The sequence below is a fragment of the Microcystis sp. M53602_WE12 genome, assembly GCF_030065455.1.
Lineage (GTDB): Bacteria > Cyanobacteriota > Cyanobacteriia > Cyanobacteriales > Microcystaceae > Microcystis > Microcystis aeruginosa.
Window position 1 is genome coordinate 1 of the sequence record NZ_JASJFB010000776.1, and the last position, 26057, is coordinate 26057.

Sequence of the window (26057 nt, forward strand, 5' to 3'; positions counted from 1 at the left end):
CCCTTTTAAAATAAGGCTTTTGACCTGTTAAAATCCGATGTTCATGCTGCGAAAATCCGATTGGGACTCTCAAAAACCTTGCATTATCCCTCTCGTAGTACATAAATTGGTACAAAAAAAAGAGGGCAACAAAGCCTGAAATGACCAGCTACTGACTCCTGACTCCTGACTCCTGACTCCTAACCCCACCAACAAACTTTTTCAGCAAACCCTAATTAGTTGATGGGCGGCGCTACTTAGTGGGGATTCGTTGAGTGTGTACCAAAGCAGAGTATGGGTATCGATTAGACATTTCAATGCAGATACTCCGCAAAGTCTTGTAAGTGTTCTTCATCATCGGCCACGATGGTAATCATTCCTTTACATAGGCCAGGCCCCGGACGTTGGGGAGATGTGGGGGTTTGCCCGATTAATTTGGCTAGTGGGAGATTATTATCGGTAATCAACAATTCTTCCCCGGGTTTGAGATTGTATATCAGTTCGGGCAGTTTGGCTTGAGCTTCTTGGAGAGAGACAATCATAATTTTACGGCAAGCGCGAAGATGAAAGGACTTTCTAGGCCGATAATTTCTCGATTCTAACCGATCGAAGCCCGGAAGGTGTAGGCGAACCGAAAACCTTCTCCATTAAGGACCGGTGTTAAACTGATTAATCATGCTGGTGTCTAGAATTGACCTATGCCGAACTTAACCTTAAGCAACGAACAAGTTATCGACTTATTCAAACAACTCCCCGAAGCACAGCAACGGGAAGTTTATAAAATTCTCATCCTCAGTCAGTCGGATCGATGGGAATCCTTGTCTAATTACGCCATTGACAAAGCTCGAATCGTAGCCAAAGAACGCGGCTATGATTGGAATACCATGACGGAAGAAGAAAAAGAAGAGTTTATCGATGAAATCGTTCACGAACCATCATAATATCGACCGAATTACAAAGGAGCATATTTTACCATAAATATTACCTTATCTCCCGAATTAGAACAATTAATTAACTCTCAATTAGCGACAGGGAAATATAATAGCGTTGAAGATTTATTGAAAGACGCTTTGTTAAATTTGGCGGACAAACAAAACCGTCAGGCTTTAAGCAAAAAAGTTAAAGAACTCTTCGATAAAACTCAATCCTTACCCGGCGTTCAGGATATTACCGAAGAAGAGATCGCCGAAGAAATTGAAGCGTACCGAAGAGAGGACTTAAAAGAAAAATGGGCTAAATGGTTTCAAGAAGTTGAAGAAATGGAATTGACCGCCTCTGAAATTAGTGAAAAGGACTAGGAAAATCTTTTGATGGATAAATATAAACAACAGGGATTGATCCTATGATCCTGTGCGATACTGCCCCTTTATTCTGTTCGGTAGATAAATCTCAGCCACGACATCAAGCAGTTAAAATTTTGATCGAGAATGAGTCCTCTTATCTAATAACAACTTGGGCTTGTTTTACCGAATCCATGTATCTCTGCTTGCAACGTGGGGGATGGTCGATGCAAGCTCAACTCGGTAAATTGCTATTGAAGAAAATGGTACGGTTAGCCTCGATCGAAGAAAAAGATTATCCTCGATTACTGTCACTGATGGAAAAATATAAAGATCGCCCAATGGATTTAGCTGATGCGACTTTAGTCGTAACGGCTGAGAATTTAAAAATCAAACGAATTTTAACCTTCGATTCCGATTTTTTCTCGGTCAGCATCATTTAATCTGGTCATTGTCCTTGCCTCTGTTGATCAATTTCTTCTTCCTTTATATCCTGTTTTCAGTATTTCTGCAAAACTGAGATGCCCCCTCAGAAAATCGGGGCAGATTTTTTTTTTGCTACTCCTTATCATTCTTGGGAGAGGGGGATTAAACGAGCATAATAAGGGACTCTTAAGACAATTCTTGCCCAAGAAGACGAATTTTAAAATCCTGAAGCCAAAGGAGGTAGAAAGAACCCTAAACTTAATTAACAATCGAGGTGGCTCCATAACAGCTTAAGCTAGAGCTAGTAAATATAAATAGCACCCTGTTGATTGATGTTAAAGGTGGTATAACCGGGGGTACTCCCCGGAACTTTGGTGACAGTAATCGTGACTAAATTATCATCATTGACCTCTACGGCATAGATTAAACTAGAAGAATAGGGATCTGCGGCGGCATTAGCCCGATTAATCAGAATATATGCTGGAATTACCAAACCTCTTAGGTTTGTCTCCGTACCTGGAGATAATAATTGGGGAGAGGAATTAATATTGGCCGATAGGTCATAATTGAGGTCAATATCGGTTTGATTGATGATTTTAATCTCCACGGGACGACTCGTATTCACCCTAGCAACAGGCTGCCAAGGACCGGGTTGAAAGGTGGTAGCGGGGGGATTTTGAGCGGGTAGAGAGGGGGGAAAAGCTAATCCCAGACTGAAGACGAGGGAAAGAGTTAAAAAGCGATCGCATTTCATAGATGAATCCTAGTCTAAGGTTTTCATCCTATTTTAGGGAAGTATCTCCAGTGTTTTATACTTGAGTAGAAGCTTTTGAAATTGTCTATAGCAGTGAGTGATCAGCTATCGGGGGAAGATCCTAAGCTTCCCCGATTTTGCTCTATAAACAAGGCTAAATACACCTTTTTTTCTCTAGAAGTTTCCCTAGTAACCCCTATCAACGGTTTAATTTAGGTTGAGATTGATTATATGCCTACCATCGACATATCGGGAGTATCCCACAGTTACGAGTTATTTTCGCCCCGAGCGGATAAACCGGTTTTAGTCTTTATACACGGTTGGCTGCTGAGTCGTCACTACTGGCAGCCTTTGGTAGATATTCTCTCCCCGGATTATCCCTGTCTAGTCTATGATCTCCGGGGCTTTGGCGACTCCCAAAAAATCACCTCTAACAGTCCTCCTAGCAGTTATAACCTTGAATCCTACTCCCAAGACGTTATTACCCTTCTTAACCGCTTAAACCTCGATGCTGCTTGGTTAGTTGGTCATTCCCTCGGTGGTAGTGTTGCTTTGTGGGCCGCGGATAGCTGTCCTGAAAGGATTAAAGGGGTAATCTGTATGAATGCCGGCGGTGGCATCTATCTAAAGGAGGAATTTGAGCGATTTCGGGAAGCCGGAAGACAGATTTTACAGAGAAGACCGCCTTGGTTGCCCCGTGTTCCCTTTATTGATGTTTTATTCTCGCGGATGATGGTCAAGCAAACCCTAGGTAAAAAATGGGGCAAACAGCGCGTGATTGATTTTGTCCGGGCCGATTACCAAGCGGCCCTAGGGTCACTTTTGGAAACCACCACTATCAGCGAAGTTCATCTTTTACCCCAGATTGTCTCCCGTCTCCCGCAACCGGTCTATTTTCTGGCGGGGAAAGAGGATAAGATTATGGAAGTTAAGTACGTTAACCATCTGGCCAGTTTTCATCCTTTGTTTGAAACTGGCAGCAACGTCATTGAGTTATCCGATTGTGGTCATTTTGCTATGCTGGAACAAACAGCAGCGGTGGCCCAAAAGATGATGGCTATTTTACATCAGCATCGCAGTTAGAACCTTTAGGTAAGCGCATTCTTGAACTTTTCCAACAGTTTCTTAACTCCACAAACAGTGAACTAATACTAAATCCGTTGAGTATAGGCTACTTAAGTAGGTAGGCACAATTATTTGTAGGATGGGTTAGCGGTAGCGTAACCCATGCGGGCGTTGGGTTTCATGCTTCAACCCAACCTACGTTCTAAATCCGTTGAGTATAGGCTACTTATGAAGACAGGCAAAAGGCACTCATGCAAAAGGCAAAAGTGGAAATAAATAATCAGTCTTTAATAACTGGATTTAGTGTAAAAACTCAAATCTGATCCCCGATAGCTGTCTGGGAGTCTCCTACTTAGGGTTGGCTGAATAAATGTGAAATATAGACGAGGTAAGGGTTTTAGATGCCTGTTTCGCTCCCACAGGTGCAAGATTTTGAGAGAATCGTGGTTCAAAACCTTGCATCTTCGGGGCGAAGCATTTCGGATAGGAAATCTACGGTTTCAGCGATAGGTTATGCCCGAATGCTTCGCCCCTACTTTTTCAGCAGACCCTACTTAATGTCTTAGGCCATAATTAAAACTCAATAACTTTAACCAGAGGCGAGGATTGTCTTTTTCTAGCCAGCTTTGGGAGTTTTTTAACCATTGGGAAACCCAGGGACCGAAAAGCAGATTTTTGACTCCATCAAGGCTAAAATCGAGATAGGAACCCAACCAACGAATTAAATCCTGACTGCCAGCCATTTCTGCTATCCATAACAGTAAAGCGGGGTTTTTTCTGGCCGCTTTAATTGCTAAACGGCTAAAGGTCAACCAATCGGTTTTATCCTTAATAAAAGTTTCGGAAATCTCCGGCGGTTCGTCGGCCAATAAACCGAAAAATGTGTTTAACATGGCGTTAATTCTTTGGGGTGGTAAGGTTTTTCCCGTGGGAACCATCATTCCTTTAGAAAATAACCAAGTTACCGCCACATTACTTTGATAGGCCCGCACGTTTTCTAGGTCTTTAGCTGTTAGTAAATCGTGTTTCAAGGCCAGATCCAAAAGATGGGTTAAGCGCTCTAAATTACGCACCAAAGAACCGAACCCAGTAAAAATTAAGGGTGATTGCAGGGAGGCGGCATCACCGATGGCTAAAATGCGATCAAAGGAGACAATTCGATCTTTTTTCCCTGTGCTAAAATGCCCCGGTATATAACCAAAGGTGGGTTTTTTCCAAGTTAATTTTTCTGGGTCACACTGTCGATATTCGGGTAAAATAGTAAAGAAATCTTCGTACATTTCCAACAGAGAACCGGGGTTATCGGGATGGACTTGATGATAGTGAAATAGATAGAAAGTTAATTCTCTTCCTTCCCCCGGAAATAATTCCCAAATTAATTGCCTACCTTTAGAAATATCGCCATGGGAATTTAAGACATCGCCATAGTGAGAATCCCACACCACCGGATCGAATCCTTCTACTACTGCCCCCACCGTCGGACAGACACTATCAAAGGCACGCACTCCGTTTAATTGCCAGGCAATGGCAGAAGCGGAACCCATAGCATCAATCAATAAACGACCTTTTATCTGTTGAATTTCTCCACCATGATTAAGGGTGACAGTAACACTATTAGCAGTAATATCAGCCTTAATAAATTCGGTTTGATCGAGAATTTTACCGCCATAATCCTGTATTTTTTTACCGCAGGATTGCAGCAATTTATCGGAATTAATGGCGATATTTAAAACCGTGGGAGTATGGAGAATCTCCGCCTTCAGATGGGGTGGATTATTGCCATCAAAAAACTTATTAAAGCCATCGATGTATTCTTGGAAGATTAATTCCTCGAATTCTTCGGCAGTAAATAAGCCTAAATTAATTAAACTTTGAAACTCCGATCGAGAGATATTCCATTCCCGATTCATCCGTCCGAAAGGTAGTCTTTCTACTAAGAGGACTCGATAACCTAATTTGGCCATCTGTGCCGCATGAATTGCCCCCAAGGCACCACCAATATAAATTAAGTCGTAGGTGATGGGATGATCATTTTCCTCACTACTAGAGAAAATTACTGGCTGCGGTTGTTGGGGATTTTTGGCACTGTCGCGCCAACGTTTTTCCCACCAATACAAACGTTCTAAGTCTGCCTCTCCTTGGGGCATTTTGCGGAAGTAGTGAACCGTTAGGGGATAGTCCGCTTCTAAATCTGTAAAAATTGAGTGATTTTTTTGATCGATGTTTGGTATCGTGCTAAACTGCGGCGGAAAACGCTTTTGTAAAGCTCGATCGAGCTGCCGAGTCAGGGATGTTTCTTGATCATGCGATCGCTCACCCCAGCGGAAAACTTTTAAATAAGTAGTCCGTTGCAGCGTCCAGACAAAAATCGATAATTCGATCGCCTCCGATAAGCGCAATCTCACCCCGTTAGGTGTATTTGTCTTGACACCGCTTGCAGGTTGCCAATCGGATTGTAACCACTGACAAACGGCGATCGAGTCGGGAGTCGGAATTTCTCTGTAAAGTATCTCTCTCATCTTGATTTAGCTATTACACCTAAAAATCGTCTGATTACGCTAGACTACACAAAAAGTTTTCTGAAAAAAGTTTAAAAAACTTTACATACCTAGATTAATACACAGCCAGGACCATCTGATTATGAATTATCCCATCCCGACTACCCCCGAAGAAATTGCCGCCCTCCGACAGCGCCCCGTGGACGAGGAGATGATCGCTGCCGTGATTGCGGGAATTATCAGAATGGCCCGCGCTCAGGGTCAATCTCTCGATGATCTGACTGAAGAAATTCTCGCAGAAGACCCGATTTTAGATCAAGTGCAACGACGTTGGTTAAGTCAGCTTTTGACTAATGCTTGGCAAAATTTAGCTGGATGGGTGTAATTGAGCGATGGAATGGCTAACAATCACTCTCGCTAGTGTTTTGACCCTGTTAACTCCCGCAGGGGCAATTATTGATACGGTTTTAGCCCATACCCTTCGCTCCCAAGTCCAAAAAGTGGAACAATTAGCCGTCAGGGTCGATAATACTCCCAATTATCAGGCTCTGCAAGGCAAAATCGATCGAGTTCGCATTTCTGCACGGGGAATTTATCCCCTTGCTGATGTTCGCATTGAGAAGATCGAGCTAGAAACTGAGCCAATTAGCCTCGATTTGCGGCAATTACAGCAAAAAAACAGCAGTTTAGCCGCCGCACTGCGCCGACCGGCTGCGGGAGCATTGCATCTTGTCCTCACGGAAACTAATGTTAATCAAGCTTTACAATCGGCAGCGGTCAAAGAACAAATTCAGACCCTGATTAATAATCTGATTCCCTCTAGGGAAGAATCGAGCAGTACAAAATATAAACTTAGTCAAGCAAATTTTAATTTTCTTAATAATAATCGAGTCACCCTCAGCCTGCAGCTAGAGACACAACGGCCAGACGAACCAGCAGCCACCCTCAATCTGAGCTTAGAAGTGGGATTTAAGCTAGTGCAGGGGCGAAAAATCGAGCTTATTGACCCCACAGCCACTCTTAATGGTCGTCGCATCTCCTCGCGCCTTCTCAAGGGGTTTGCCGAGGGTATATCCACCCAGTTAGATTTAAAAAACTTCGAGAAACAAGGAATTATCGCCCGCCTTCTCCAATTGCAGATCGACGATGATAAGCTGAGTATAGCCGCCTTTGGCAGCATCAAGCCTCGATCGGGGAACCCCAATTAAATTTAACGGTCGGAAAACAGGAGATCGGAAGTGGGAATTATGAATTATCAATTATGAAGTGGGGTGGTGGGGAAGTGGGGAAGTGGGGAGACCACTTCGTGCGCGTTGCGGGGGGAGAATAAAAGCGTTCGACTGCTCACTTAAAACTGATAACTGCTCACTTAAAACTTAAAACTTAAAACTGATAACTGATAACTTAAAACTGATAACTGATAACTGATAACTAATAACTGAATTATGCCTAGTTCTCGCTCTAGTGATAAAATCTCTTTGCCTTGGATAATTGGTATCGGCCTCGCTTTATTTACTGCTGGTGGGGCCACTGCTTGGTTTGCCGTCCATCACCTATCTTCCTCCCAGAAAACCAGCGAAAACCCGATTGAATCTCCCACTCCAGCGCCGATAAGTCAATCACCAATTGTTGAACCGGTTTCTCCCGGTCCAGTGGAGACAAGTCCAACAGCAACTCCTGCAGCTATTCCTGTTAGGGAAACTCGACAGGTTTATTGGTTAAAAGTGACCGATACGGGTAATCAATTAGTCACCCAAGAAATTACCGTTCAAAAAGCGGATAGCGACGACCGAGAGTTAACAGCAGTATTGAAGATTCTATTAGCTGGTCCAAGTAATCCTCAGGACATGACTACTATTCCCCCCGGTACTAAATTACTGGATTTAAAAGTAGATAAAACGGGAATTAAGATTAATCTCTCGCGGGAGTTTGGCAATGATGATGGTTCTGATATGTTAATCGGTCGTTTGGCACAAATCATCTATACTACTACTACCGAGGATCCCAATGCCAAAGTCTGGATTCAAGTGGAAGGAAAACCCCTAGAATTATTAGGAGAAGGCCACGGTATTGAAGTTGCCCAACCGATGACTCGTAAGTTTTTTGAGGAGAATTATCAATTGTAAGTTTTCCGCGCATTTCAATTGTTTGTTGCGATAGCAAATTGAGGTTAACTAGGGGGATTACTGGGGGGATAGGGAAAAAGAATTGGATAGGGAAGTTTAATTCCTTCTTGCTGATAGCGTCGGTGTAGGAGTTTAATAAATTCGTGTTTAATGGTGAGATGTTGAAAAAATTCTTCTTCTATCACCTTGAGATAAACCGTCAGCACAATGCTATAGTAATCGAATTTATGATAACGAATAAAGGGTTGATAGTCACCGAGGTTAGGTTGCAATAACTGGGCGATTTCTTGCATGACTTCTAGGGTAACTTTTTCGACTTTTTCTAAGTCACTATCGTAACTAATGCCCACTTCCACGGGAACCAGGAGGGAGTGATCTGGTAAACTATAGTTACGGAAACTAGAAGAAATGATCTGAGCATTGGGAATAACCAAAAGATTATTGGTAATTTCTTCGATGACTGTGCATCTTAAATCCACATCTCGCACATAACCAGCTTCTCCCGTTCTCAGTTCAATATAATCTCCCGGTCTAACTTTTTTGGAAGTGATAATATTAATCCCTGACATTAAATTAGCTAGGGTATTTTGGAGAGCTAAACCGAGGGAAACACCCCCAATACCCAAGGCAGTAAGCATGGGAGTTATCGAAATGCCAATCGAGCTTAAAATCAGCAAAAAACCGCAGCTAAAAATCAGAACTTTGGCGAGAAATTCAAATAGGGAAGTTAGGGAAGAAATGCCATCATCTCCCGTGGTATAAACTCGTAATATTTCCACGGATAATTGAGCAACAACCCAAGTAGCCGAAGCTAAAAAAGCCACTAGCAGCAATTTTTGGCTCAGGAGAATGAGGGAGGGAAAGAGGGGAAGATTGGGAAGGGAGAGGGCAATATTTAAACCCAAAAGTCCGAACCAAAGTATGCTTAATCCACGAAGGGAACGTAAAACCCCTTCCGAGAAACGCAGGTTTTTTTCTCTGGCAATCGATAAAAGTTGACTGACAACGCGCTGTTCTACGAGCCATCCCAACAGCAGGAAACTGAGGATGATGGTGATAGGTAAGATAATATAGGGCCAATCTTCCAGTCTGGTTAATAGGTTCATTGCTAGAGGGTTAGAAAAAGATGCAGTTTTGTCTTATATTATTCTCCATTTGCCTATCTCTAGCAGGAGCGGTGGAATTTTGGGGCAAAAAGTTGCAAAATGTAAAGAGAAACTCACCTTTCCTTCGGCGGCCTTCGTGAATAGTCAGTTATTTAAACCAAAATTCGGGCTTTATCGATTCTTAATGGTTATAATCGTGGTTTTGTTCTTGATTAGCACCTATTTAATCACCTTTCATCTGGCTAAGATGTCGGATCCCTACATTAAAGAGGTGTTATCCCTACAAGGTAATGTCAGTCGCGGTTACGAAATCTTTCAAATTAACTGTGCTGCTTGTCACGGTCAGTTTGCTGATGGCATCGTCGGACCGAGTTTAGAGGACGTTTCCCATCGCAAATCGAGAATTAGTCTGATTGAACAGGTAATTAGCGGTAAAACCCCGCCAATGCCCAAATTTAAGCCCGATACTCAAGCTATGGCCGATTTATTGGTTTATTTAGAAAATATTTCAAAAAACTGACTTGAAAGAGGGTGTGGGGTGTGGGGAAGTGGGGAAGTGGGGAATGGGGGAATGGGGAATTTCAACTAAAACCCTAAAACCCTAAAACCCTAAAACCCTAAAACCCCAAAACCCTAACACCCTAACACCCCCCGCAACGCGCACGCAGTGACCACCCCAAAACCCAACCCCTGAGCGACTGATAAATTTTACTTATATAGAAAAATTTTGCTTCTATTTGGGTACGCTAGTAGAGACACTTAACGATAAATACTTATGTCTTGGCATTCCCAAGTTGAACCGGCAATTATCCAAGGGGATTTCTGGCAAGTTAGCCAGTTTTACGAAGAACTGATAGAAAGAGAACCCCTAGAAATTAGTCATTATTGGTATTTAGGATTAGCCTATCTTTTAGAAGCTAGGGAAGAAGAAGCACAAACTACTTGGTTATTCGTCCTCAGTCAAGGGGATGAAGGGGAAATGACTGCGTGGACAGCAGATTTAGTCAATATTTTGGATGGGGAAGCGCGAAGACAATTAGAGTTAGGCAATTTAGAAACCAGTTGGTTAATTCGAGGACATATTCGCGAGATTAGTCCCGATAATGTTGATAATTTACTGCGGTTTATTTTATTAGCAATTAATTTGAATTATTTTGAAAAAGAGCAGTTAAAAACTTGGTTATTTGTCGATGTGTTAAAAACAAATGATTGCCAGAGTATCGAGTTAAGTTTATTAGCAGAAGTTTTAGAAAAATTTCTCGATTATCAGATACCAGAAACTGTCCCTTACTTAGAGGCAATATTTCAATCTAACTGTCAGCGACAAACTTTCATCAAAGTAGTAGAAGCTAAAGTAACTTCTCTAACCATGAATAATAAACCATTGGCTATTGATATTATTAATGCTTGTTTAGCAGTGGAACCAGAGCAAATTTATCTGTTAGCTGAACTTTATCAATGTTATTTTGATAATCGAGATTTTGCCGATGCTATCCAAGTAGCTAATCAATTAAAAACAAGTTGTCAAGGGTTGCCTTCTCAAGCTGTAGCTGATTTTATTGCTCTTTATGTCAAATTATTTAGTGGTAATTGGGTCGATATTAAGGCAGATATTGAAGAATATGCAGAATCCTTGCAAAAAAGTATCACTAATCGAGAATGTCCAAGATTATTGGATGGACCATGCCTATCAATTGTATCCCCTCTAGTTTACCTAGAAGATAACCCAAGAAAAAACCGTTACATTAATAATTGTGTTGGTCAACTTTTTCAGGAATATGTTCGCAATAATTATAACCGTCATTCTCTGCAAAAATCGACTATTAAAGATGCCAATAAAGTTCTTAAAATTGGCTATATTGCCAATACTTTAGGTAATCATTCTATAGGATTAATCTCTAGATGGTTAATGAAGTATCATGACTATAACCAGTTTCATGTCTCTTTATACCTAGTATCTCAAAAAGAAGATTTTATTACTGAAAATGATTTTAAAAATCGGGTAAATGCTTGCTATAATTTACCGATTAAGCCTCTACTGATTGCTGAAAAAATTAGTCAGGATAATATTGATATTTTGGTAGATTTAGACGGCATCACTAATGAAGCAACTTGTCAAGTCATGGCACTAAAACCCGCACCAATACAAGTGACTTGGTTAGGTTTTGATGCGTCAGGAATTCCTGCAATTGATTACTATCTTGCTGATAATTACGTTTTACCAGCAGATGCACAGGAATATTACCGAGAAAAAATTTGGCGCTTACCTAATTCCTATATTTGTGTGGATGGTGTCGAGGTTGCTTCCCCTTCTCTCCGAAGGGATGATTTAGGGATTCCAGAGGATGCAATTAATTACTTAACCGCACAAACGGGGGTTAAACGTAACCCTGAAACTATTCGACTTCAGCTACAAATTTTAAAGGCAGTTCCTAATAGTTATTTGAGTATTCAAGGGTTAAGTGATGCTAAATCAGTAGAAAAATTATTTTTCAAAGTTGCCGAGGAAGAAGGAATTAATTATGAGAGATTAAAAATCTTCCCCCTCTATCCCACAGGAATTTATCGAGCAAATTTAAGAATAGCTGATGTGGTTTTAGATACCTATCCTTTTACGGGAGGAATGACGACTTTAGATGTGCTGTGGATGGGGATTCCTTTAGTTACAAAAGTTGGTCAACAATGGTCATCGAGAAATAGTTATACTTTAATGGTTAATGCGGGAATTAGTGAGGGTATAGCTTGGAGTGATGAAGAGTATATCGACTGGGGGATTAAGTTAGGTAAGGATGAAAACCTGAGACGCAAAGTTATCGCTAAATTAGATGAATCTAGACAAACTTCCCCGCTTTGGAATGCACGTCAGTTTACTAAAAATGTGGAAAGCGCCTATCGTCAAATGTGGCAAATCTATTGTGAAAGTTAATTAGGGAGAATTAAATTATGTCTTGGCACAATGAAGTTAAAACCGCTTTAGAAAACAATCAATACGATATTGTTAGTCAGTTTTACGAAGAACTGATAGAAAAAGAACCCCTAGAAATTAGTCATTATTGGTATTTAGGATTAGCCTATCTTTTGCAGGCAAAAGAAGAAGAAGCACAAGCTACTTGGTTATTGGTTTTCACTCAAGGAGAGGAACAGGAAACCGAGTCATGGCTGCTAGAATTAAGCAATATTTTAGCTGCCGAAGCTAACCGACAATTAGAGTTAGAAAATCTAGAAATTAGTTGGTTAATTCGTAAACATCTACAGGAAATTAATCCCAGTTATCTCGATAATCTACTGCATTTAACTCTCGTTGAAATTAAATTAAATAGATTTCATCCTCAACAACTGCAAGAATGGCAAATACTAGAATTAATTACTCAGGGTTCAGTTAACTCTCAATTATTGGAACGGGTAGTAATTGCCGTCATACCTTATGCTCATGAATATACCATAGAATTAGTTCGGTTAAGTTTACCCTATCTTGACAATTCTCTAGAATTACTTAATCACGTCATCACTGTCACCCGACACTTTGCTTTTGAGAAATATCAACCTATTTATTCCGTTGACTTAGCGGAAGCTTTTCTTCCCCTTTATCCCGAAAATTTGTACTTAGTAGCTAATTTATTTTGGTTTTATGTCTCTGTCCCTAACTACCAAAAAGCGATAAAGTTTATCAAAGAATTTAAAGATAAAAGCCAAACAATTGATTTAAAAATGTTTAGTCAATCTCTTCTCTTTAATGGTTCTTTACGAGCCTCAAAATGGAATGACATTCCTAGTATTTGTCAAGAGTATAAACACTTAATTAAAAAATTTTTAGAAGAAAAACCCCAAGACATACATCCCTTAGTTCGGGAAGCCTTACTAACAGTTATGAATCCGATTTCTTACTATGAAGATAACCCGAAAGAGAATCGACCGCTTTTAAGTCAGATTGGCAGTTTTTTCCAAGAAACCTACAAAGGAATGCTGGGTTTTAAACAGGAAAGTTTTGAAAAACCTAGAGAAGATAATCCCAATAAAAAACTGAAAATTGGTTACATTGCCCAAAACTTAAAACGTCATCCTGTAGGATTTTTGAGTCGTTGGACTATTAATTATCACAATCGTGAGCAGTTTGATATTCACCTTTATATGGTGAGTCAACCTGTGGATGAAATAACTAAACAATGGTTTTCTAATCCCGCAGATAAAATCTATCATGCTACTGCTGATTCCTTAGCAACCTATCGCAAAATTAAAGAAGATAACATCGATATTCTTGTGGATTTAGATAGTGGTACTGGACCAATGGTTGTCCAAGTTATTGCCTTAAAACCTGCTCCTATTCAAGTTAACTGGTTAGGTTTTGATGGTTCCGGTTTACCCGCAGTAGATTATCTTTTAGCGGATCCTTATGTACTACCAGAAAATGCCCAAGAATATTATCAGGAAAAAATCTGGCGTTTACCTGATGCTTTTGTCGCTGTGGATGGTTTTGAAATAGCCGTTCCTACCCTGCGAAGAGAAGATTTAGGTATTAATAACGATGCGGTTATTTACCTAAGCTCTCAAACGGCAATTAAGCGTAATCCGGCGATGATTCGCTTACAAATGCAAATCCTCAAATCCGTACCTAATAGTTATTTCCTGATTCAAGGAGTTGCTGATGATAATTCCCTCTGGGATTTATTCTGTCAAATTGCCGCAGAAGTTGGGGTAGAAACTAATCGAATTAAGATGCTTCCTCTCTATCAGACGGAAACCTACAGGGCAAATTTAGCCATCGCTGATGTGGTTTTGGACACCTATCCCTTTAATGGTGGTACAACCACCTTAGAAACCCTCTGGATGGGAATTCCTCTGGTGGTTAAGGTGGGGCAACAATGGTCATCACGCAACGGTTATACTTTAATGATGAATGCGGGAATAACTGAGGGTATAGCTTGGAGTGATGAGGAATATGTGCAGTGGGGAATTAAGTTAGGATTGGATAGAAATTTAAGAGAAGAAGTCCGTTGGAAACTCCGAAAGTCTCGTCATACATCTCCCCTCTGGAATGCCAAACAATTTACTAGAGACTTAGAAACTGCTTATCAACAAATGTGGAATATTTATTGTCAATCTTAGCGGATAAAAACTATGCAATGGCATCAAGACATACAAACCCATTTAAACGACAACAATTATCAACTGGTGGTGCAGTTTTATGAACAATTAACTGAAAACAATTCTTCGGTCATTGAGGATTATTTTTATCTAGGATTAGCCTATCTTTTACAAGATAGAGAAGAAGACGCACAAGCTACTTGGTTACTGGTGTTGAGTCAAGCAGCCGAATCAGAATTATCGGGGTGGATAGAAACTTTAACTCAAATCTTAGATGCAGAGGCAACCAGACAAGAAAATTCCCAAAGACTAGAGACAAGCTATCTAATTCGATTGCATCTACAAAACCTTAATCCTAGTTTTTTAAATAATCTCCTGCATCTGATGGAATTAGAAATACAATTCCAAAATTTTGCTATGGAAAAGTGCAATGATTGGTGTGTATTTGAACTGTTAGAGAATACAGCTACAGCAGCAATTAATCTTGATTTACTGCTGCGAGTGACGGAAAAAGTTTTAATCTACCCCTGTACTGATACCATCCACTTTTTAGAATTAGCAGCCTTACATATCAATAATCCAGAAATAATTGCGGCCAAGGTTATCTCAGCAATTGTCAATTATGCTTATCAACAAAAACAAAGTGTATTTGCCATTAATTTAGTAGAACTTTGTTTGCGCTTTCTACCAGAGGATTTATACTTACAAAATAGTTTGTTTAATCTTTATAAAACCACCACTGTTGACTATAAAAAATCTCTAGAAATTGCCGAAAATTTTTATAAAAATTGCCAGACAACTACTGAAAAGCTCTTGGGAATTTCTCTAGTGATTGGTATTTTACAAGCTAAGGGAGACTGGGGAAATTTACCTAAATTTATCGATGAATTAATACAACTAATCGAGGGACAAATTAATGCCAAACAATTTAATGCACGTCCCTTTATTATCGACTCTATTTTAGGAGTTACTATCTGTCTTCCCTACTATCAAGATAATCCGAAAATTAATCGCTATTTACAAAGTAAACTAGCAGAAATTTTTCAAGCAGATGTAAGAACCCGCTACAACTACATTGCTCCTGTTTCTTCTCCAAAATCTCCAGCAAGAAAAATAAAAATTGGTTATATTGCCCATACTCTCCGTCGTCATTCTGTGGGTTGGTTAAGTCGCTGGTTATTTCACTATCATAATCGAGATAAATTTGAAATTTACACCTATTTTGTCAACCAAGCAGCAGACGAAATTACTGAAAAATGGTTTAAAAATAACTCAGATTATAGCTATAACTTGCCAGCAAAAATTGAACAAATAACTGCCCAAATTCGTCAAGACAAATTAGATATTTTAGTGGATATTGATAGCTTAACCAATAATACAACTTATCTAGTAATGGCTTTAAAACCAGCACCGATACAAGTAACCTGGTTAGGATTAGATGCGTCGGGAATCCCTGCTATTGATTATTTTATTGCCGATAACTACGTTTTACCCGAAAATGCTGAAGAAATTTATTCAGAAAAAATCATCCGACTTCCTAACTCTTATTTATCCGTGGATGGTTTTGAAGTGGGTGTTCCCACTAGGAGAAGAACTGATTTAAATATTCCCGATGATGCTATTATTTATCTGACCGTGCAATCGGGATTAAAACGCACCTTAAACATGATTTTTCTGCAATTGCAGATTCTCCAACAGGTTCCTAATAGCTATCTTTTAATCAAAGGTTTTGCCGACAAAGAAACCATTCGAGAATTATTTCTCAAAAGTGCCGACGAATTGGGAATTAGTCAAGATAGATTAAGATTTTTGCCCAATGATTTCAATGAGGAAACCCATCGCGCTAATCTAGTAATTGCTGATATAGTTCTCGATACCTATCCCTATAGTGGTGCTACCACAACCCTAGAAACCCTCTGGATGGGGATTCCTTTAGTCACTAGGGTTGGTGAACAATTTGCAGCCCGCAATAGCTATACTTTTATGAAAAATGCCGGCATTAGTCAGGGTATAGCTTGGAGTGATGAGGAATATGTGCAGTGGGGAATTAAGTTAGGATTAGATGAAAATTTAAGGGAAGAAATTCGTTATCAATTACGTCAATCTCGTCATACATCTCCCCTCTGGAATGCCAAACAATTTACCAGAGATTTAGAAACTGCTTATCAACAAATGTGGAATATTTAGGGTGCATCTCATTTTTGTCAATCTACTAAGTTGGGATTTTTAAGGGAAAACTCTCTTTTAAAATTGGGCTTTACTTCCGATTTTATCGCTCAATCCAAGCTTTTGGGGGGTTCTACCCCCCAAACCCCTAGGGTTGATTCATAGTAGGGTTGATTCATGAATCAACCCTACCCAAACCCCCCGTTGGGGGCGTGGCGCCGCCCCCAAACCCCGGAGCGCATTAGTTTTTCGGTGGGCTGCTTACAGGTAGTTGTTAATACTTTTGTACGCATTTGAGAGTGACTGATAATTGCTGATTGTCGGTATTTTTGCAAATGTGAGATGCAGCCTTCCTACCTTCTCCCCACACCCCACACCCCGCTCCCCTGGTGTTAGGCCCAGAGAAACCCTAATAGCTAAAGAAACTGCGCGATTAGATACCAAAGTCCTTCACAGATAGAAGATAATCAATATTTATCAGTATTGGAAGCCTTCAGCATGGTTCATTTAACGCCCAATCCTAGCTATAGTTTAAGTCTCAAGATAGAAATCCCCAATCAAGCGGGAACCTTCGCTTCTGTCCTCAATGCGATCGCCGATGTCGGGGGGAATTTAGGGCAAATTTCTCTGATCGAACGCAATTTAAAGATTAGCACCCGCGAGGTGATGGTTGATGCCGCTAGTACCGACCAAGCGGAACAGATTATCGCCGCGGTTAAAGCTCTACCGGATGTTAAACTCCTGAAAGTTTCCGATCGCACCTTCGATCTCCATCGTCGGGGTAAAATCTCCATTGAGAGTCGTATTCCCCTCACCTCCCAAGATGACCTGGCCATGGCCTACACCCCCGGAGTTGGTCGCATCTGCACCGCTATCGCCCACGACCCCGAACAAGTGTACTCATTGACCATCAAGGGCAACACCGTCGCTGTAGTGACCGATGGTAGCGCGGTATTAGGATTAGGAAATCTCGGGCCAGAGGCTGCCCTACCAGTAATGGAAGGGAAGGCAATGTTATTCAAGGAATTCGCCGGAATTGACGCTTTTCCCATCTGTTTAGCCACCCAAGACCCCGAAGAAATCATCGCAACCGTCAAAAGAATCGCTCCGGTTTTTGGGGGTATTAACCTAGAGGATATCGGCGCTCCACGCTGTTTTGAAATCGAGAAACGTCTGCGAGCGGAATTAAATATTCCCGTTTTCCACGATGATCAACACGGTACAGCGATCGTTTCCCTGGCTGCCCTAATTAATGCCCTCAAATTGGTCAAAAAATCGCTTGATACAGTCAAAATCGTCATTAATGGTGCAGGTGCGGCGGGAATCGCCATCGCTACTCTCTTTAAAACCGCAGGAGCCACAGATATAACCCTCTGTGATTCCCTTGGTATCCTCTCCCAAAACCGGGACGATTTAACCCCAGAAAAACAAGCTTGGGCCGTGGCCGCCAGTGGTAAGCTAGGGGATGCTCTTAAAGGCGCTGATGTCTTCTTGGGGGTGAGCGCACCGGGGGTATTGACTCCCGAAATGGTCAAGGGAATGGCTAAAGATGCGATCGTGTTTGCCATGGCTAATCCGATTCCCGAAATTCAACCGGAATTAATCAATGATTTAGTGGCCGTGGTGGCTACCGGACGCAGCGATTATCCCAATCAGATTAATAATGTTCTCGCTTTCCCCGGATTATTTCGCGGGGCCTTGGACTGTCGCGCTAGGGCAATCACCGATAATATGTATCTGGAAGCGGCCAAAGCGATCGCTTCTTTGATCACTCCTGCTAATCTCGATCGAGAGAATATTATTCCCTCGGTTTTTGATAGTCGTGTAGTTACGGCTGTGGCCGCCGCCGTTCAACACGCTGCTCGTCAAGATGGAGTGGCCGGGGAATAATGTAATTATCTTGGAGGAGGGTAAGTAAACCGTGAAACCGATCGATGATATTCCCGAAGCTTTGCGGGACAACCAGTACACAAAAACTACTAATCCTAATGGTCTAATAGCGATCGCAAGCGGTTTACTCGCTCTGGTGGGAACCGGCCTAATTGCCCTAGCAGTCTTGAATCGTCCCCCTGCTACCGTAAAAAAACAGGTTATTAACCCCTCCCCCCTGATTAAAGCCACTCCTAGCCCCATTGAGAACATTCTAGGTCATTTACCCTATGAAGAGGCTCCAGAGACGGAATTAGCCCCTATTACTGGGGATGGTGCTATGCGTTTAAGGAAAGCAGCAGCCAAAGCTTTTATCCAGATGCAGAGTGACGCGAGAAGGTCGGGGGTGATTTTAATGCCGATTTCCGCATTTCGATCGAAAGCAACCCAAGACAAGCTCTTTTTTGAAGTTAAAGAACAACGCAATCAGCAAACCCGCAAACGAGCAGAAGTGAGCGCACCTCCGGGTTACAGCGAACATCATACCGGTTATGCGATCGATATTGGCGATGGTCGCGCTCCCGCAACGAATTTAAGTAGCAGTTTTGCTAATACTGCCGCTTTTCGTTGGTTGCAAAATAACGCTGCCCAGTATAGTTTCGAGTTATCTTTCCCTGAAAATAATCTCCAGGGTATTAATTATGAACCCTGGCACTGGCGTTTTGTCGGGGATAGTCACAGTTTAGAAACTTTTTATAAGGCCCAACAATTAGGAAAACAAAAATAAACGTAGGGTGCGTTAGGCATCCATTGTTTTTAGGGAAAAAATCAAGGTCTAAATATTGCCGTAACGCACCAACTTTTTAGAAAAGCCAACAATTAGGAAAACAAAAATAAGATAACCTTATCGGCAATTGCGTCCAGCATTCGGACAATAACCTATCGCTGAAACCAGAGATTTTCTATCCGAATGCTTCGCCCGTACTTTTTCAACTTTTTAGAAAATCTAACAATTAGGAAAACAAAAATAGGATAACCTTATCGGCGATCGATGGCATTTTCTGGAATTAATTACTAAAATAGGATTATATTGTATTGTGAGTGTTTCTAATATGTCCAAGCCGGTAGAATACTTAACAAATGAGCAAGGGGAACGAGTTGGGGTTTTATTAGACTGGAACACCTATTCTCGATTTGCCAATTCATTAGGACTCGATGAAGATTGTTTGATTGGTTTGAGTGTGGATGAATTAAAAGCGCTGGCAAGTTGTCAATTGTCCCTCGTAGAGCAAACCCGTTTAGATGATTTAGTGACGAGAAATGCAGAATCTTTACTCTGCGCTGATGAAGTAGCTGAGTTAGATGAGTTGTTGGCAAAAACAGATCAATTAACAATTCTTAAAACTCGTGCCAGATATACGCTAAAGTGCTTGGAACAAGGTACGACGGCAGCGTGAGTGTTTATATTCGGATGGGGTTTTCCCGGTCTGACAGGAGAGAGGGATGCAGAAACTCCGATTCTATCTTGTAAGTCATGACCAAATCTTCTTAGCCTACAATTAAAAATAAGCAAGGTAGGGTTGATTCATAGTAGGGTTGATTCATGAATCAACCCTACCCCTGCTAGGGGTTGGGGGGTTGCCTTTTTCCTCGTCTCAACAGGTAATTTAAATACTTGACAGCATCAATGATTGACTGGACTCCCTATCTCAAATCAATCTCGGACTCGGAAAAGTACGCCCAGTGGGAGACATTTTACACCCTCACGGACGTAGAGAGAAAAACACGCCCGTCGAAAACTGCACCTTTAATGGATTTGCAGGTGCAGACGATTGAAAAAGAACCACAAAACCCACAAGAAAGAGCAGAAAGACCAGAAAAACCCGAAAAAGTTTTAAAACTTTTACGCGAATATGCGACTAATCACGTTCTTTTAAAAGGTCGTCCCGGTTCAGGAAAATCGACCGCTTTAGCCAGATTATTATTAGAAGAATCCGTAGAAGCCCAAAGCTTGCGCCTAAATCAACAAAATCAAGCTAAAATCATTCAAATTCCCATTCTCATCGAATTACGCTTGTATGAAACCTCAATTCTTGATTTAATTTTACAATTCCTGAAACGCCATAAATTAATTATTGATAGTAATACCCTAGAAAGTTGGCTGTTAGAAAATCAGAATTTTAGACCATTATTATTATTTGATGGTATCAATGAATTGCCCTCAGATACTGCACGACAGAATTTAAAAAACTTTCGCCAGCAGTATGCAGAAATTTCGATGATTTTCACCACAAGGGATTTAGGCATCGACGACTTAGATATTGAAAAAAAGCTGGAAATGCTCCCCCTGACTGGACGACAGATGCGGGATTTTGTCAAGACCTATTTGCCTGAAAAAGGCGAAGAAATGCTTAAACAGTTGGGAAATCGTCTCAAGGAATTTGGCCAGACTCCCCTACTTTTGTGGATGCTTTGTTCAGTTTTTGATAATAATCAGAACAAAATTCCTGCTAATTTGGGCTTAGTTTTCCGAGATTTTACAAAAGAAATTGACATACGCAAAGGAGTTAAAATTTCAGAGGATTTGCATCTCTGGCAAAATCGACTACTGCAACATTTGGCGTGGACGATGACAACTGGTGAAAACCCAACGGAGATAAAGTTATCTATTTCTAAGAATCAAGCAGAGGAGATATTAATAGAGTTTTTACAGGGCAAAATTTCTTATCCTGATAATACTGCTTTGGAATGGCTAGAAGATTTATTGAAATATCATCTAATTCACCTAGAAGGTAATGATAAAATTGCTTTTCGCCACCAACTGATTCAAGAATATTACACGGCTGAGGAATTAAAGAAAAAGTTACCCCATCTCAGTGATGAGCAGTTACAGTGGGACTATTTGAATTATCTCAAATGGACAGAACCTATGGCGTTGCTGTTAGGGTTATTGGATAATGAAACCCAAGCAAAACGGGTGGTTAAATTAGGGTTAGAGATTGATTTAAAATTAGGAGCGAGGTTAGCAGGAGAAGTCAACTTTAAGTTTCAAAAGCAGACAGTGGGGTTAGTGCTTGGGTTGGATGTGCCGAAACGGTTTAAGGTGGAGTTATTGGGATTAACAAAGTCTAATCAAGTTGTTAATCAGTTAAACCAAGCTTTAAAAGACTCTGATGAGGATGTTCGTGGGAACGCAGTCGAGGCTTTGGGTAAGATTGGCACAGAAACAGCCATTGCGGGATTACTCAAGGCTTTAAAAGACTCTTATTTTTCTGTTCGTTGGAAGGCAGTCGAGGCTTTGGGTAAGATTGGTTCAGAAACAGCCATTGCGGGGTTACTCAAGGCTTTAGAAGACTCTGATAAAGATGTTCGTAGCAACGCAGTCGTGGCTTTGTGTAAAATTGGCTCAGAAACAGCCATTGCGGGGTTATTCAAGGTTTTAGAACACTCTGATAAAGATGTTCGTGGGAAGGCAGCCTTCGCTTTGGGTAAAATTGGCTCAGAAACAGCAATTCCTCGGTCACTCAAGGCTTTAGAAAACTCTGATAGGAATGCTCGTAGGAGTGCAGCCTTCGCTTTGGGTAAGATTGGCTCAGAAGAAGGAATTCCGGTGTTACTCAAGGCTTTAGAAGACTCTGATGGGTATGTTCGTTGGAAGGCAGCCGCGGGTTTGGCTAAGATTAGCTCAGAAACAGCCATTCCGGTGTTACTCAAGGCTTTAGAAGACTCTGATGAGGATGTTCGTGGGAACGCAGTCTGGGTTTTGGGTAATATTGGCACAGAAACAGCCATTGCGGGGTTACTCAAGGCTTTAGAACACTCTAATCAGTATGTTCGTAGGAACGCAGCCGAGGCTTTGGGTAAGATTGGCTCAGAAACAGCCATTCCGGGGTTACTCAAGGCTTTAGAACACTCTGATTGGTATGTTCGTTGGAACGCAGCCGAGGCTTTGGGTAATATTGGCTCAGAAACAGCGATTCTGGGATTACTCAAGGCTTTAGAAGACTCTAATAAGGATGTTCGTAAGAAGGCAGCTGAGGCTTTGGGTAAAATTGGTTCAGAAACAGCCATTGCGGGGTTACTCAAGGCTTTAAAAGACTCTTATTTTTCTGTTCGTTGGAAGGCAGTCGAGGCTTTGGGTAAGATTGGTTCAGAAACAGCCATTGCGGGGTTACTCAAGGCTTTAGAAGACTCTAATAGCGATGTTCGTAGGGAGGCAGCCGCGGCTTTGGGTAAGATTGGTTCAGAAACAGCCATTCCGGGGTTACTCAAGGCTTTAAAAGACTCTAATAAGTATGTTCGTTCGCAGGCAGCCGAGGCTTTGGGTAAAATTAGCTCAGAAACAGCGATGACTGAACTTATCAAATGCCTGAAAAATCCTGATTTTGTCACATTAAATAATGGCGATACTCTCTCTCAAGCTAGAGAAGCACTAGACACAATTCAAAACAAACTTAAATACTATCACCCCCTCTCCCAACCCATGAATCAACAAGTTTACATCTCCTACAACTGGCAAGAAGACAGCAACGAAATGGCTAATCAACTCGTCCAAGCTTTTGCCGCTAAAGGAATTGAGATTATTCGGGATAAAACCCACACCAGCTATAAAGACTCCATCAAAAACTTTATGCAGCAAATTGGACAGGGGAAATGTGTCGTCGTCGTCATCAGCGATAGATACTTAAAATCAGAAAACTGTATGTTTGAATTAGTAGAAATTGCCAGAAATGGTGACTTTTATCAAAGAATATTCCCGATTATTTTACCAGATGCCAGAATTTATAATGACTTCGAGCGCATAGACTACCTGAAATATTGGGAAGACGAAAAAGCAAAACTACAAGCAAAATACAAACAAATTGATTTAGCTAAAACTAATAGTATCATGGCGACATTAAACTTATATAATGAAATCAGGAGCAATATTGATAATCTAACTAACATTCTTAAAGATATGAATAATCTCGATATCAACTTACACGGCCAATCGGAATTTGCAGCTATGATTGAAGCAGTAGAAACTAAACTTGCAGAGGATAGTCAAAATATTTAACTAAATCCCAGAATGATTGTTTTAAAAGATAAAGGCTAAAGGTGATATTCCTGACTATACCCAATTTGTTCTCTGTAACTCATTTGAACGATAACTGCTATAATCATTAGTTGATAACTTTTAATTGCTGACATGACTAAATATCTAAACATTACTGAAACAGGACAAAAGCTGGTTGAATGGTCTGAGCAAATGACTGACGAACCTATTATTATTACCAAAGAAGGTCAACCCATTATGGTTGCCCTGAATTACGCTCAAATTGAATCTTGGTTGGAAACTCTTGATATTTTACAAGACAAAGAGTTTGCCGAAATCCTATCTGAAGCAATTCAACAGGATCAATCAGGACAAAGAATTACTTGGGAAGATGCTAAAAAACAACTCGGTTGGTAACTGCTAAACCAATAGGTTCTTGCTGAATCGTCAGATATACACCTATTACTTTTTCAGAGATAGCCAGTTTTGGAGAGGATAGTCAAAATATTCCTAATTCTACTACAAAAACCTCGTCCTCATCATCTACTCAATCTCAAGGACTGTAGGATGCTATACTTCTCACAGGGATAAACTGGTAAATTGGAGGAAAAATCCATCAATAATGATACCCACCCCCGAACAGATGCTTACTTGCCTTAGAATGTGTTAAACCCTGTCTAATTTCTACACCGATATTCATCTATTTCGCTATGATGAAAAACGCAAGTAAATTTATATACTAGCAGGTGAAACTCTTAGCTTTATCATATTAACTAAAGGAAATGTGGAGTTTGAAGATGAATCATCAACCTGATTTTTGCCAAATGTCTCGCCCCGAATTAAGAAAATATGTCCTCTCCCATCGAGAAGATGATGAAGCCTTAAGAATTTATATGGATAGAATGCGAACTGAACCAGGTGTAACTCGATTTACCCTGACTCCTAGTCCGGAAGACATGAAGAAATTAGAAGAATTTCTCAGGGCAAAAATTGATAAATAAAATCAATTTTTTTAACAACTAATCACCAAATAGAAAACAATATGATTAAAATTAATGAATATACCAAAATCGCCGTTAATTCCCTCTCTAAAAAACTAGATGATAACCACCCCGAAATTCGCGCTAAAGCGGCTGAATCTTTGGGGAGAATTGGCTCGGAAACAGCCATTCCGGGGTTACTCAAGGCTTTAGAAGACTCTGATGGGTTTGTTCGTATGAAAGCAGCCGAGGCTTTGGGTAATATTGGCTCAGAAATAGCCATTGCGGGGTTACTCAAGGCTTTAGAAGACTCTTATTTTGAGGTTTGTGGGTACGCAGCCGAGGCTTTGGGTAAGATTGGTTCAGAAACAGCGATTGCGGGGTTACTCAAGGCTTTAGAAGACTCTCATTGGAATGTTCGTATCAAAGCAGCCGAGGCTTTGGGTAAGATTGGCTCAGAAATAGCCATTCCGGGGTTACTCAAGGCTTTAGAAGACTCTAATAAAGATGTTCGTATGTACGCAGCCGAGGCTTTGGGTAAGATTGGCTCAGAAATAGCCATTCCGGGGTTACTCAAGGCTTTAGAAGACTCTGATGAGTATGTTCGTATGTACGCAGCCGAGGCTTTGGGTAAAATTGGCTCGGAAGCAGCGATTGCAGAGTTACTCAAGGCTTTAGAAGACTCTAATAAAGATGTTCGTAGGAACGCAGCCGAGGCTTTAGGTGAAATTGGACTAGAAGAAGCTATTCCCGCTTTAATCAATGCCTTATCCGATGAAGAAGATAGCGTTCGTTTCAGTGCCACCGATGCAATCGGTAAAATTGGTTCTCGTTATGCCTTAACCTAAAATGGCACTCAAGCCTGACTATTTACAGCTAGTTATTGAAGCCTTTTCCAAAAGGCTAAAACATTCCGATGCTCAAATGCGAATAAAAGCCGCTCAATGTCTCGGAAAAATGGGTGATGAATCAATAATTCCTCTCCTATGTCAGGCCTTAGAAGCAGAAAATGATCTCGCTGTTCAATTCTCTATTATGGATGCTATAGTCTTAATAGATAACTTAACTTCAGAAACACCTATGTCAGAAAATACTCAAGGCTCTAAATACAACATTGTTCAACCCCAAAACGTCCAGATTATTGAACAGGGTGATGGCATTATTCATAATTACGCCACACCCCAAAATTTAGCTGAAGCCGCCCAAGAAATCCAACAACTTATCAGCCAACTCACCCAAACTTATCCCACTAATACCGAAATTGAAAAACAAACTTTTGTCGCATGTCGCACAAGTTGACGCAGAAATCAAGAAAAATTCTCGCTTAAGAAGCATTTTAATCACGGGAGGAATTGAATTAATTAAAGTCCTCTGTCCTCCCCTCGGTATTCCCATTGAAATGGGTAAAAAATGGCTAGAAACTGCTAATTTAAGTGAGTAAACCTAGAGGTTTAATAATCTTTTAATGATAGAAATCCCGAAGTCCGCCGCTGATGCGTTTTATTTTTGAATTGGCACAATTATAACCATAAGTCAAGCTTTTTTGATGATAATTAGGGGCTGCTGAAAAAGTTTTTCGTGGGGGCAGGGTGTGGGGTGTGGGGTGTGGGGTGTGGGGTTTTACCCATTTTCAGGTGGTCAATTACCTAATTTTCAGGGAAAAAATCCCTAAATTTTCCCCCCAATCACTC

At 40.9% G+C, this 26057-nt stretch carries 24 protein-coding genes and 1 pseudogene; 21 read left to right on the forward strand and 4 right to left on the reverse strand.

Annotated elements, in window-relative coordinates; translation table 11 throughout:
* Positions 1 to 293: 293 nt before the first annotated feature.
* Positions 294 to 521 (reverse strand): type II toxin-antitoxin system Phd/YefM family antitoxin, encoded by a 228-nt coding sequence (locus PX482_RS23795; protein ID WP_002763578.1) that lies wholly within the window; start codon positions 519 to 521, stop codon positions 294 to 296.
* Positions 522 to 677: 156 nt separating this feature from the next.
* Between PX482_RS23795 and PX482_RS23800 the strand changes: the two genes are divergently transcribed.
* From PX482_RS23800 to PX482_RS23815, 4 genes and pseudogenes are all read left to right on the forward strand, one after another.
* Positions 678 to 920, forward strand: a complete 243-nt coding sequence (locus PX482_RS23800) for a hypothetical protein (RefSeq protein WP_002763580.1) — start codon at positions 678 to 680, stop codon at positions 918 to 920.
* 138 nt (positions 921 to 1058) lie between these two features.
* The gene (locus PX482_RS23805) at positions 1059 to 1277 is read left to right on the forward strand and encodes a hypothetical protein (RefSeq protein WP_223213100.1); all 219 of its coding nucleotides are present in this window, start codon (positions 1059 to 1061) and stop codon (positions 1275 to 1277) included.
* Positions 1278 to 1321: 44 nt separating this feature from the next.
* Positions 1322 to 1702, forward strand: a complete 381-nt coding sequence (locus PX482_RS23810) for a type II toxin-antitoxin system VapC family toxin (protein WP_002763585.1) — start codon at positions 1322 to 1324, stop codon at positions 1700 to 1702.
* An 87-nt stretch (positions 1703 to 1789) separates the two neighbouring features.
* Positions 1790 to 1958 (forward strand): annotated as a pseudogene (locus tag PX482_RS23815) (IS30 family transposase); the annotation flags it as partial.
* A 28-nt stretch (positions 1959 to 1986) separates the two neighbouring features.
* Here PX482_RS23815 and PX482_RS23820 read toward each other — a convergent pair.
* The gene (locus tag PX482_RS23820) at positions 1987 to 2439 is read right to left on the reverse strand and encodes a hypothetical protein (protein WP_061431049.1); all 453 of its coding nucleotides are present in this window, start codon (positions 2437 to 2439) and stop codon (positions 1987 to 1989) included.
* A 231-nt stretch (positions 2440 to 2670) separates the two neighbouring features.
* Here PX482_RS23820 and PX482_RS23825 point away from each other — a divergent pair, with 231 nt between their 5' ends.
* On the forward strand, positions 2671 to 3522 hold the full coding sequence (locus PX482_RS23825; RefSeq protein ID WP_288095351.1) for an alpha/beta fold hydrolase: 852 nt from the start codon (positions 2671 to 2673) through the stop codon (positions 3520 to 3522).
* Positions 3523 to 4058: 536 nt separating this feature from the next.
* On the opposite strand, the gene PX482_RS23830 is transcribed toward PX482_RS23825, so the two are convergent.
* Positions 4059 to 6023 carry an FAD-dependent monooxygenase family protein gene (locus PX482_RS23830; RefSeq protein ID WP_288023922.1) on the reverse strand — a complete coding sequence of 655 codons (1965 nt, stop codon included), beginning with the start codon at positions 6021 to 6023 and terminating at the stop codon, positions 4059 to 4061.
* A gap of 121 nt (positions 6024 to 6144) precedes the next feature.
* Between PX482_RS23830 and PX482_RS23835 the strand changes: the two genes are divergently transcribed.
* The 3 genes from PX482_RS23835 (at position 6145) to PX482_RS23845 (ending at position 8128) form a co-directional block, all read left to right on the forward strand.
* Entirely contained in the window at positions 6145 to 6387 is a 243-nt protein-coding gene (locus tag PX482_RS23835) for a hypothetical protein (protein ID WP_002763591.1), read from the forward strand.
* 7 nt (positions 6388 to 6394) lie between these two features.
* The gene (locus tag PX482_RS23840; protein WP_002763593.1) at positions 6395 to 7210 is read left to right on the forward strand and encodes an LmeA family phospholipid-binding protein; all 816 of its coding nucleotides are present in this window, start codon (positions 6395 to 6397) and stop codon (positions 7208 to 7210) included.
* A 237-nt stretch (positions 7211 to 7447) separates the two neighbouring features.
* Positions 7448 to 8128 carry a GerMN domain-containing protein gene (locus tag PX482_RS23845; protein ID WP_002763596.1) on the forward strand — a complete coding sequence of 227 codons (681 nt, stop codon included), beginning with the start codon at positions 7448 to 7450 and terminating at the stop codon, positions 8126 to 8128.
* Between the two features lie 44 nt (positions 8129 to 8172).
* Here PX482_RS23845 and PX482_RS23850 read toward each other — a convergent pair whose 3' ends face one another.
* Positions 8173 to 9234: a mechanosensitive ion channel family protein gene (locus tag PX482_RS23850; protein ID WP_288095321.1), complete on the reverse strand. Its 1062-nt coding sequence runs from the start codon at positions 9232 to 9234 to the stop codon at positions 8173 to 8175.
* Between the two features lie 184 nt (positions 9235 to 9418).
* Between PX482_RS23850 and PX482_RS23855 the strand changes: the two genes are divergently transcribed.
* The 13 genes from PX482_RS23855 to PX482_RS23915 all read left to right on the forward strand — a co-directional run bounded on the left by PX482_RS23855 (position 9419) and on the right by PX482_RS23915 (position 25807).
* Complete coding sequence (locus PX482_RS23855; RefSeq protein WP_353852433.1) at positions 9419 to 9754, forward strand: c-type cytochrome; 336 nt, start codon at positions 9419 to 9421, stop codon at positions 9752 to 9754.
* A gap of 255 nt (positions 9755 to 10009) precedes the next feature.
* On the forward strand, positions 10010 to 12160 hold the full coding sequence (locus PX482_RS23860) for an O-linked N-acetylglucosamine transferase, SPINDLY family protein (protein ID WP_079206880.1): 2151 nt from the start codon (positions 10010 to 10012) through the stop codon (positions 12158 to 12160).
* A 17-nt stretch (positions 12161 to 12177) separates the two neighbouring features.
* The gene (locus PX482_RS23865; protein WP_288094662.1) at positions 12178 to 14337 is read left to right on the forward strand and encodes an O-linked N-acetylglucosamine transferase, SPINDLY family protein; all 2160 of its coding nucleotides are present in this window, start codon (positions 12178 to 12180) and stop codon (positions 14335 to 14337) included.
* 12 nt (positions 14338 to 14349) lie between these two features.
* Entirely contained in the window at positions 14350 to 16503 is a 2154-nt protein-coding gene (locus tag PX482_RS23870; protein ID WP_288123118.1) for an O-linked N-acetylglucosamine transferase, SPINDLY family protein, read from the forward strand.
* 477 nt (positions 16504 to 16980) lie between these two features.
* Entirely contained in the window at positions 16981 to 18372 is a 1392-nt protein-coding gene (locus PX482_RS23875; protein ID WP_288023904.1) for an NAD-dependent malic enzyme, read from the forward strand.
* Between the two features lie 31 nt (positions 18373 to 18403).
* Entirely contained in the window at positions 18404 to 19138 is a 735-nt protein-coding gene (locus tag PX482_RS23880) for a M15 family metallopeptidase (protein WP_002760298.1), read from the forward strand.
* 325 nt (positions 19139 to 19463) lie between these two features.
* Positions 19464 to 19808: a hypothetical protein gene (locus PX482_RS23885; RefSeq protein WP_002754005.1), complete on the forward strand. Its 345-nt coding sequence runs from the start codon at positions 19464 to 19466 to the stop codon at positions 19806 to 19808.
* Between the two features lie 230 nt (positions 19809 to 20038).
* Positions 20039 to 23407, forward strand: a complete 3369-nt coding sequence (locus PX482_RS23890; RefSeq protein ID WP_288096002.1) for a HEAT repeat domain-containing protein — start codon at positions 20039 to 20041, stop codon at positions 23405 to 23407.
* Between the two features lie 132 nt (positions 23408 to 23539).
* Complete coding sequence (locus PX482_RS23895; protein WP_002750215.1) at positions 23540 to 23803, forward strand: type II toxin-antitoxin system Phd/YefM family antitoxin; 264 nt, start codon at positions 23540 to 23542, stop codon at positions 23801 to 23803.
* 380 nt (positions 23804 to 24183) lie between these two features.
* A complete protein-coding gene (locus PX482_RS23900; RefSeq protein WP_002760296.1) occupies positions 24184 to 24387 on the forward strand; it encodes a DUF6887 family protein in 204 nt (67 codons plus the stop codon).
* 41 nt (positions 24388 to 24428) lie between these two features.
* Entirely contained in the window at positions 24429 to 25214 is a 786-nt protein-coding gene (locus PX482_RS23905; RefSeq protein WP_002760295.1) for a HEAT repeat domain-containing protein, read from the forward strand.
* Position 25215: 1 nt separating this feature from the next.
* Positions 25216 to 25665: a HEAT repeat domain-containing protein gene (locus PX482_RS23910; RefSeq protein WP_002760294.1), complete on the forward strand. Its 450-nt coding sequence runs from the start codon at positions 25216 to 25218 to the stop codon at positions 25663 to 25665.
* On the forward strand, positions 25643 to 25807 hold the full coding sequence (locus PX482_RS23915) for a hypothetical protein (RefSeq protein ID WP_288096000.1): 165 nt from the start codon (positions 25643 to 25645) through the stop codon (positions 25805 to 25807). Before PX482_RS23910 ends, PX482_RS23915 begins: the two co-directional genes overlap by 23 nt.
* Positions 25808 to 26057 lie beyond the last annotated feature (250 nt).